Origin of the sequence: Streptomyces sp. NPDC058534 (assembly GCF_042717365.1) — a bacterium.
In the GTDB taxonomy this organism is placed as follows: domain Bacteria; phylum Actinomycetota; class Actinomycetes; order Streptomycetales; family Streptomycetaceae; genus Streptomyces.
Genome location: NZ_JBHXNW010000095.1, coordinates 21,571 through 29,065, shown reverse-complemented (window position 1 = coordinate 29,065; position 7,495 = coordinate 21,571). Strand labels below are relative to the sequence as shown.

The window sequence follows — 7,495 nt, the reverse complement described above, 5'->3', positions numbered from 1 at the left end:
TATCCCACTAAACACCCCCCCGGGCGGGGCGCGCGTCCCCCCGGCCCCCGCGCCCCCCGCCGCGTCTTCCCGGCCGAGGCCCCCCGCCGCGGCCGCCGCGCGCGCGCCCCCCGCCGAGGCCGGCGCGGGCACGCTGCGCTACCTCCTGGTCGCCCCGGCCGGGCGCACCCGGCTGCTGCTCACCAAGTACGCGACGGTGATCGCCTTCTGCCTCGCCGCCACCCTGGTGGTCGCGGTCTCGGCGCTCGCGGTCGGGGCGCTGCTCTTCCCGCTGGGCGACCTGACCACCATCTCCGGCACCCGGATCGGTTACGCCGAGGGCCTGGGACGCGCCCTGCTGATCGCCCTGGTGGTGGCCGCCTCACTCGTCGGCGTCGCGGCCCTCGGCCTGTTCGTCTCGACCCTGACGGGCAGCGGCATCGCGGCGATGGCGACCACCGTCGGACTGCTGATCACGGTCCAGATCCTCGACCAGATCCCCCAGCTGCACGCGCTCCAGCCTTACTTCTTCTCGCACTACTGGCTGTCCTTCGCCGACCTGATGCGCGAACCGGTCTACTGGGACGACCTGGTGAAGAACCTGGGCCTCCAGGCCCTCTACGCGGCGGTCTTCGGCTCGGCGGCGTGGGCGCGGTTCACGGCGAAGGACATCACGACGTAGGACGTCACGCCCAAGGACGTCCCGCCCAAGGACCTCACCGCGCGGGCACGGCCACCGGCTCCTCGTACGGGAAACGGGCGAGCGGCGCCTCTCCCGCGAAGAAGGTCTTGGCGCGGCTCAGCGCGTCCGTGTCCCGCAGTACGTCACCGGGCCGGCTGCCGTTGCCGAGCAGTACTCCGCCGAAGCGCATGCCCATGTACGCCGCGGAGTTGCTGAGGGTGCCGATCAGCGGGTCGGCGACCTCCTGCTCCTCGTGGGCCAGCGCGGTGACGCCCCACAGGGTGCGGCCGGCCAGGGTCGCCTTGAAGTCGAGGCCGGGCGTGCGCAGCCAGCCCGACCAGTGGTCGAGGTAGTGCTTGACCGGCGTGGACAGCGAGTACCAGTACAGCGGCGACGCGATCACGAGGTCGGTCGCGGCGAGGGTGGCGTCGAGCAGCAGACCGGCGTTGCCCTCGGTGGGGCGCGTGTGGTCGCTGTCGTGCCGCAGGTCCTCGAACTCGGGCAACGGGTGCCGGGCCAGGTCGATCCAGCGCTGCTCGACGCCCGTGGGGAGCTGTTCGGCGGCGCGGCGGGCGAGCAGTTCGGTGTTGCCGTCCGGGCGGGTGCTGCCCAGCAGGAAGAGAAAACGGCGCGTCATGGTGTCTCCTGGAGTGATCGGCGATGAGTGGATACCAGCACATGCATTATATGCGTACGCATTCACTTGTCCATGCGTGCGCATCTATCTGTCGCCATCCAGGGGGATCCAGGGAAGGGGCCAGGCTGGGGCCAGGCTCAGTGCACCCGCCGCGTGCGGCGGACCAGCGACTCCGTCCCCCGGGGCGGGCCCTCGTGCGTCCCGTCCAGGCGCCAGGCGGGCACCCACGGGACGCGGTGGACGTCCACGGCGGATTCGAGCAGCCGCACACGCTGGGCGAGCGGCCGGGGAAGCCGCCCGGGCGCGTCCGCGACGAGGACGACGGAGTCGAGCCCGACCCCCGCCGGCACCCGTCCGAGCCGGAACTCCTCCACGGCCCGGCCGACGGCCGTCAGACCGGCCGCGTGCGTACGGGCCACCAGCAGCACCGACGACGGATCGCCGGGGCCGGGCCAGCCCTGCCCGCAGTCCTGCCCGCCGAACACCCCGGCGAGCGTCGTCACCCCCGCGCCGCCGTGGACGCCGATCCAGGAGACGCCCGGCGCTTCGGCGGGGGAGGGGGCGGGGGCGAGCGGCGGCTCGGGGGCGGTCGGCCCCCGGTCGGGCGGCTCGGGTGCCGCCACCGGTCCGCGGATCCATATCTCCGGTCCCTGTCGCATGCCTGACCGCCTGCCCGCTCTCCTCCCGGCTCACGCACCCCGCGCACCGGCCCCGCACCGACCCGCCGACACGTGCGTGACCTCCTGGAACGAGCCTGTGACACCCCGGTGACGTGAGAATCGCGAGCGAGCGGAGAGACTCGACAGTAGGTGCACGACAGGCATGACAGGCTCTGGACGGCAGGGAACACGGGACCGCCGACGGAAGCCGCCGATGAGTGGGGGAACGATGTCTCGACTCGGCCGCGACAAGCAGCGGGAGCACGAGCGCGCCGAGCGCTCGCCCGACCCCGCGGCGACGCCGATCGACGTGCGCGTGCCGGAGGCCGGTTCCGGCGCGCGGACCGCCACGGTCGACGGTTCGACGATCGTCGCGGCTCCCGGCGAGGAGATCCAGAACGCCGTCCTGAACCGCCTCCACCGCCTCGCCCTCGCCATCGGCCACCCCGTCCTCGCCACGATCCACGACCGGCGCATCGGCTACTCCGTCCCGCTCCGGGTGGACCCGGACGGCTCCAGCCACCTCGCCGCCGACCCGGTGCCGACGGCTCCCGAGGAGGAGGCGGCGGTCGGGTGGGACCGGCCCACGCACGTCCTGCGCTCGGTGGAGGCCGTACGGGACAGCGCCCCGGCGTTCCCGCTCCCGGCGGTGCCCGACGCCGGGCCGACGCCGTCCGGTGACTCCCCGCCGACGTTCACCCTCCGCGCCCTGCCGGGAGCCTCCGGCGGTACGGCGCCGGGCACGGTGGCGTCGCCGACGGGGGAGTTCGGACCGGCGCCGCGGATGGAGGGGAGCGGGGGTGCGGCGGTCCCTCGGGAGGCTGCGGGGCCGTTCGCCGGCGCCGGGGCTGCGTCCGGATTCGGGGCCGTCTCGAGGGCTGAGGCTGTGTCGGAGTCAGGGGCCGCGTCCGGCTCCGGGGCCGTGTCGGAGTCCGCGCCTGCGTCAGGGGCCGTGTCCGAGCCCCTGCCCGCGCCCGAGCCCGTGCCCCTGTCTGAGCCCGTGCCCGCGTCCGAGCGCGTGGCCCGGCCCGCCGGCGGCCCCCGCCCGTTCGCCGGGCACGAGCCGGTCGTTGACGCTCAGCCGGTCGCCGACGCCAAGCGGCTCGCCGACGCCAAGCCGCTCGCCGACCCCGGCCCGCTCGCCGACCCCGGCCCGTTCGTCGACCCCGACCCCAAGCCGACCCCCGCCCGCGGATTCGACGCCGTGGCCGAGGCCGTGCTCGGGGACGGACCGCTCACCGCGCCCGGCGACGCCACCGTCCCCGCGCTGCTCGCGAAGCCGACCGCACGGGTCAACGAGGCCGTCAAGGAGGGACGTACGGAGGACGCGGCGCTCTTGGCGGAGCAGGCCGTGGCCGAGGCCTTGCAGACGCTGGGGCCGGAGCACCCGGAGGTACTCCGGCTCCGCGAACTCACCGCGTACATCGCCTACTTGTCCGGCGATCCCGACCGCGCCTTCCGCCTCTCCCTGGACGTGGCCCGGATACACCGCCGCGCGGGCGACGCCGAGGCCGCGTACGGCAACGTCCAGAGCGCGGCCACCGCCTGGCGTGCCGTACGCGCCCCCGAACGGGGCATGGAACTGGGGCAGGACCTGGTCGGCCTGTGGGACGAACTCGCCGCCGAGGAGGGCCCGGCCGCGGAGGACGCCGAGCAACTGGAGTCCGCCCGCACCCGCATGGGTCGCCTCGCCGAACGCGCCCGGGCCCAGGCCGGCTGACCGGGCGGCCCCCGCCTCGGGTGCCCGTCCTACTGCGACAGTTCCCAGACCGCGTATGCGATGGCGTCGCCGTTGCGGTCCAGGGCCGTGTCGTTGATGTTGGCGGTCGTGTCGCAGGACGAGTGGTAGCAGCGGTCGAAGGGCTGGCCCGCGGTGCCGCCCCATTTGGCCGCCTGGGCGGACGTCTTGCGGTAGTCGGCGCCGCTGAAGAGGCCGCCGACGGGGACGCCCGCGTTCTTGAAGGGCGCGTGGTCGGAGCGGCCGTCGCCCTCGGTCTCGATCTCCGTGGAGACGCCGATCCCGGCGAAGTAGTCCTTGAAGGTCTTCTCGATGGCGGGGTCGTCGTCGTAGACGAAGTAGCCGGGGTTGGGCGAGCCGATCATGTCGAAGTTCAGGTAGCCGCTGATCTTCGCGCGGTCGGCGGAGGAGAGGCGGTTGACGTAGTAGCGGGACCCGACCAGCCCCAGCTCCTCCGCTCCCCACCAGGCGAAGCGCAGGTGCTTGGCGGGCTGGTAGCCGGACCGTGCCACGGCGAGCGCGGTCTCCAGGACGGCCGCGGAGCCGGAAGCGTTGTCGTTGATGCCGGGCCCGGAGGCGACGCCGTCCAGGTGTGACCCGGCCATGACAACCTGATTCGCGTCACCGCCGGGCCAGTCGGCTATCAGGTTGTACCCGGTGCGGCCGGAGGCGCTGAACTGCTGGATGCGGGTGGTGAATCCGGCGGCGTCCAGCTTGGCCTTCACGTAGTCGAGCGACGCCTTGTAGCCGGGGCGTCCGTGGGCGCGGTTGCCGCCGTTCGCCGTGGCGATCGACTGGAACTGGGTGAGGTGGGCCTTGACGTTGGCTATCGGCAGGTCGGGCGCGGCGGCGACGGCCGCCGTACCCGAGGCGGGGCCGGACCGCTCCGCGGCGGAGGCCGCGCCGGCCACGGAACCGCCGGCCGCCAGTGTGACGACCGCGACGGCACCGGCCGTCAGCGCACGTCCGGAGAAGGGGAGCTTCATGTGGGGGGCTCCGAATTCCTAGGGAGTCCCTGGGGAGGGAACTCCACAGTGAATGGGGTGCCTGGATGGTGTGGCCGGGACTGACCGCTCGTCAAGACCGCTATTCGGCCATGGCATCGCGGATATCGGAAGCTCCGCCCCGCCGCTCCGTGGTCCTCGGCGTGGGAGGGCCTGGCCACACGCCTAGTGAACGCAGAACTCGTTCCCCTCGGGGTCCGCCATCATCACCCATTCCCCGCCCTGCTCCTTCACCCGCCGCAGCACGCTCGCCCCCAGCGCCTCCAGCCGGCCGACCTCCGCCTCGCGTTCCCCTTCCCGCGAGTGCACGTCGAGGTGGACGCGGTTCTTGCCGGTCTTGGTCTCCGGTACGCGCTGGAACAGCAGCCGCCGCCCCAGCCCCGCGCCGCTCTCCTCCTGGTAGGGGTCGTCGGGGTGCCGTACGGCCGCCAGGTCCCGCCAGGCGCGGCGGCCGTGCGACTCCAGGGTCAGCTCCTCCGGTACGGCCCCGAAGCCCAGCAGTTTCCCGATCAGCGCGCTGTTGTCCTCCACCTCGTAGTGCAGGGCGGCGGCCCAGAAGTCCGCCTGCGCGTGCGGGGCGGCGGCGTCGATGACGATCTTGAAGTGCAGGGGAGCGGGGCGTGGTGTCGAGGTCATGGACCAGTCATATGGGTTACGTGACCGAGCGGGCAACGGAATTGCCGGAGTCCCGCGTCGCGTCGCTCCCCTTCATCGGCGGTACGCCCGCGCCCGTTCGGTCCAGTTGCTCCCTGAGCGCCCGCGCGGTCCGGCGGGCCGTGCGCAGCGCGTCCCAGGTGAGCAGGGCCAGCGCCAGCCAGACCAGGGCGAAACCGGCCCAGCGCTCGGGCGGCATGGCCTCGCCGAAGTAGAGGATCCCGAGGACGAACTGGAAGACCGGCGCCAGGTACTGCAGCAGCCCCAGCGTGGACAGCGGCACGCGGATCGCGGCCGCGCCGAAGCAGACCAGCGGGATCGCGGTGACCAGACCGGTCGCGGCCAGCAAGGCCGAGTGCCCGACGCCCTCGGTGGTGAAGGTCGACCCGCCCTGCGCCGACAGCCACAGCACAAAGCCGAGCGCGGGCAGGAACTGGATCGTCGTCTCGGCGGCCAGCGACTCCACGCCCCCGAGGTTGACCTTCTTCTTCACCAGGCCGTACGTGGCGAAGGAGAAGGCGAGGCAGAGGGAGATCCACGGCGGCTGGCCGTAGCCGACGGCGAGGACCAGGACGGCGGCGAAGCCGGTGCCGACTGCCGCCCACTGCGCGGGCCGCAGCCGCTCCTTGAGCAGCAGCACCCCCATCGCGATCGTGACCAGCGGGTTGATGAAGTACCCGAGCGAGGCCTCGACGACATGGCCGCTGTTCACGGCCCAGATGTACACGCCCCAGTTGACGGTGATGACCGCGGCGGCCACGGTCACCAGGCCGAGCCTGCGCGGCTGCCGCAGCAGCTCACCCGCCCAGGCCCAGCGCCGTACGAAGAGCAGCGCGACGGCGACGAAGACGAGGGACCACGCCATCCGGTGGGCGAGGATCTCCCCGGCCCCGGCGGGCTTGAGCAACGGCCAGAACAGCGGGACGAGCCCCCACAGCCCGTACGCCGCGAAGCCGTTCAGCAGACCTATGCGCTGCTCACTCCTGGACGACCCGGCCACGGGCACCTCCTTCTCGCACACGGCATGCCGGGACGGACGCATGCCACGACGAAAGGTAGCGCCGCACCCGGCCACCTGTCATGCCCGTATCGCCATACGGTCATGACAGGCGGCGGGGTGTGTGTCGTGAAGGAGGCGGCGGGGGAGGGTCCGCGCGAGCGTCAGCTCTTGAGCGAGGCGGCGACCGCCTCGGCGAGCGGCGTGGTCGGGCGGCCGGCCAGCCGGGACAGATCGCCGGTGGAGACGACCAGCTCACCCTTCTCGATGGCGTCCTCCACGCCCGCGAGGACGGCGGCCAGCGGTGCGGGCAGCCCCGCGCCGGCCAGAATGCCGGTGTAGGCCTCGGTGGAGACGGGGGTGTAGGCGATCTCCCGGCCGGTCTGCCGGCTCAGCTCGGCGGCGTACTCGGCGAAGCCCCACGCCTCGTCGCCGCCCAGCTCGTACGCCTTGTTCTCGTGGCCCTCGCCGGTCAGTACGGCGACGGCGGCGGCCGCGTAGTCGGCGCGGGCGGCGGAGGAGATCCGGCCCTCGCCGGCCGCCTGCACGACGGCGCCGTGCTCCAGGACCGGGGCGAGCTGCTCGGTGTAGTTCTCGTGGTACCAGCCGTTGCGCAGCAGCACGTAGGGCACGCCCGAGCCGACGAGGACGTCCTCGGTGGCGCGGTGGTCGTCCGCGAGCGCGGCCTTGAGGCTGCTGGGCGCGCTGGTGTAGGCGAGCAGTGCGACGCCGGCCTGCTTCGCCGCGTCGATCACCACCGTGTGCTGCTGGACGCGGCCCTTGTCGAACTCGTTGCCGGAGATCAGCAGCACCCGGTCGCCGGCCGCGAACAGGCCGTCGAAGGTCTCGGGCGCGTTGTAGTCGGCGACCGCGATCTGTACGCCGCGGGCGGCGAGGTCGGCGGCCCTGTCGCGGTCCCGGACGACCGCGGTGACCTGGTCGGCCGGCACCTTCTCCAGCAGCTGCCGCACGACGTGGCGGCCGAGGTGTCCGGTGGCTCCGGTGACGACGATGCTCATGGGTTCAGTACTCCTTGTGGGGTGCGATGCCACCAACCATAAGAGCGGCGCTAACTTCTGGACAGTGCCCACTTTGAAGTAAGGTACTTACGTTTGGGTAAGCATTAGGGGCCCGGGCGTTCCCCC

The 7,495-nt window shown here is 73.0% G+C and carries 8 protein-coding genes; 2 read left to right on the top strand and 6 right to left on the bottom strand.

Features of this window, described 5'->3' with window-relative positions; translation table 11 throughout:
* A partial coding sequence (locus ACFWR9_RS37560; protein WP_383850655.1) for an ABC transporter permease occupies positions 1-661 on the top strand: 661 nt, incomplete at its 5' end.
* A 34-nt stretch (positions 662-695) separates the two neighbouring features.
* Here ACFWR9_RS37560 and ACFWR9_RS37555 read toward each other — a convergent pair.
* Together ACFWR9_RS37555 and ACFWR9_RS37550 are read right to left on the bottom strand one after the other, a co-directional pair.
* Entirely contained in the window at positions 696-1,298 is a 603-nt protein-coding gene (locus ACFWR9_RS37555) for a flavodoxin family protein (RefSeq protein ID WP_383850653.1), read from the bottom strand.
* Positions 1,299-1,435: 137 nt separating this feature from the next.
* On the bottom strand, positions 1,436-1,957 hold the full coding sequence (locus tag ACFWR9_RS37550) for a DUF6668 family protein (RefSeq protein WP_383850650.1): 522 nt from the start codon (positions 1,955-1,957) through the stop codon (positions 1,436-1,438).
* Between the two features lie 229 nt (positions 1,958-2,186).
* Between ACFWR9_RS37550 and ACFWR9_RS37545 the strand changes: the two genes are divergently transcribed.
* The gene (locus ACFWR9_RS37545; RefSeq protein ID WP_383850648.1) at positions 2,187-3,677 is read left to right on the top strand and encodes a tetratricopeptide repeat protein; all 1,491 of its coding nucleotides are present in this window, start codon (positions 2,187-2,189) and stop codon (positions 3,675-3,677) included.
* A gap of 29 nt (positions 3,678-3,706) precedes the next feature.
* On the opposite strand, the gene ACFWR9_RS37540 is transcribed toward ACFWR9_RS37545, so the two are convergent.
* The 4 genes from ACFWR9_RS37540 to ACFWR9_RS37525 form a co-directional block, all read right to left on the bottom strand.
* A complete protein-coding gene (locus ACFWR9_RS37540) occupies positions 3,707-4,681 on the bottom strand; it encodes a M28 family metallopeptidase (RefSeq protein WP_383850646.1) in 975 nt (324 codons plus the stop codon).
* A gap of 183 nt (positions 4,682-4,864) precedes the next feature.
* Complete coding sequence (locus ACFWR9_RS37535) at positions 4,865-5,335, bottom strand: VOC family protein (RefSeq protein ID WP_383850643.1); 471 nt, start codon at positions 5,333-5,335, stop codon at positions 4,865-4,867.
* A gap of 16 nt (positions 5,336-5,351) precedes the next feature.
* Positions 5,352-6,353 carry an EamA family transporter RarD gene (rarD, locus tag ACFWR9_RS37530; protein ID WP_383850640.1) on the bottom strand — a complete coding sequence of 334 codons (1,002 nt, stop codon included), beginning with the start codon at positions 6,351-6,353 and terminating at the stop codon, positions 5,352-5,354.
* Positions 6,354-6,514: 161 nt separating this feature from the next.
* Positions 6,515-7,369, bottom strand: a complete 855-nt coding sequence (locus tag ACFWR9_RS37525) for an SDR family oxidoreductase (RefSeq protein WP_383850638.1) — start codon at positions 7,367-7,369, stop codon at positions 6,515-6,517.
* Positions 7,370-7,495 lie beyond the last annotated feature (126 nt).